At 66.8% G+C, this 722-nt stretch carries 1 pseudogene; it reads right to left on the bottom strand.

The features are described 5' to 3' along the window. Nucleotides 1–722: pseudogene (locus tag ACLEJR_RS26990) on the bottom strand (type IV secretion protein Rhs); the annotation flags it as partial.

The raw sequence follows: 722 nt of genomic DNA, 5'->3' as shown, positions 1-722 counted from the left end.
GCAGCCGGCCGCGCCCGTCGTATTTGTAGAAAGTGACGTGGCCGTCGGGGTCGGTCTGGCGGGTGATATCGCCCTGGTCGTTGCGTCGGTAGGTCCAGGTGGCGTTACCGCGGGAGCGGGCGTGCAGGAAACCGTTGCGGTACTCGTAGGACGTCGGCAGCTCATCCGGCGGAATCAGCGCCACCAGGCGTCCGACTTCGTCGTAGCGGTATTCGGTGACGGCGCCCAGCGGATCCTGCTCGGCGATCAGCCGGCCCTGGTCGTCATAGGCCTTGAGGTGCTCGCCGCCATCGGGCTCGACCTTGCGCACCAGCCGCGCCCGGTCGTCGTGCTCGTAGATTTCCTGGCTGCCATCCAGATGCCGGACCGTGACCTGGCCGTCCTCGCCCCAGGTGTAGCGGCTGTCCATCTGCGCGAACGAGGCCCAGTGCCGGACACAGCGCGCTGCCGGACCGACGCCCTGCCATTCCCAGAAGAAGCTCGCGCCCCCGGCCAGTTGGCGCTGGAGGATGACGTGACGGTCGTCGTAGTCGTAACGCTCGCTTTCACCGACGGCGTTGGTCGCTTCGATCAGTCGGAAACGTCCGTCGTAGCGGTAGGACGCCAACGTTTGCTCGGTACGCCAGACGTCGTCTTGGGTATTGGCCGGGTGAAAGCTCTGATAGTCGACGGCGACCAGGTGCCGCTGTTCATAGCGCAGCCGCAGGGCGCGACCGGCGCCA

It is taken from the genome of Pseudomonas sp. SMN5 (assembly GCF_052041925.1).
Lineage (GTDB): Bacteria > Pseudomonadota > Gammaproteobacteria > Pseudomonadales > Pseudomonadaceae > Aquipseudomonas.
The sequence above is the reverse complement of the archived record's forward strand: the minus strand, read 5'-3'. Positions and strand labels throughout refer to the sequence as shown.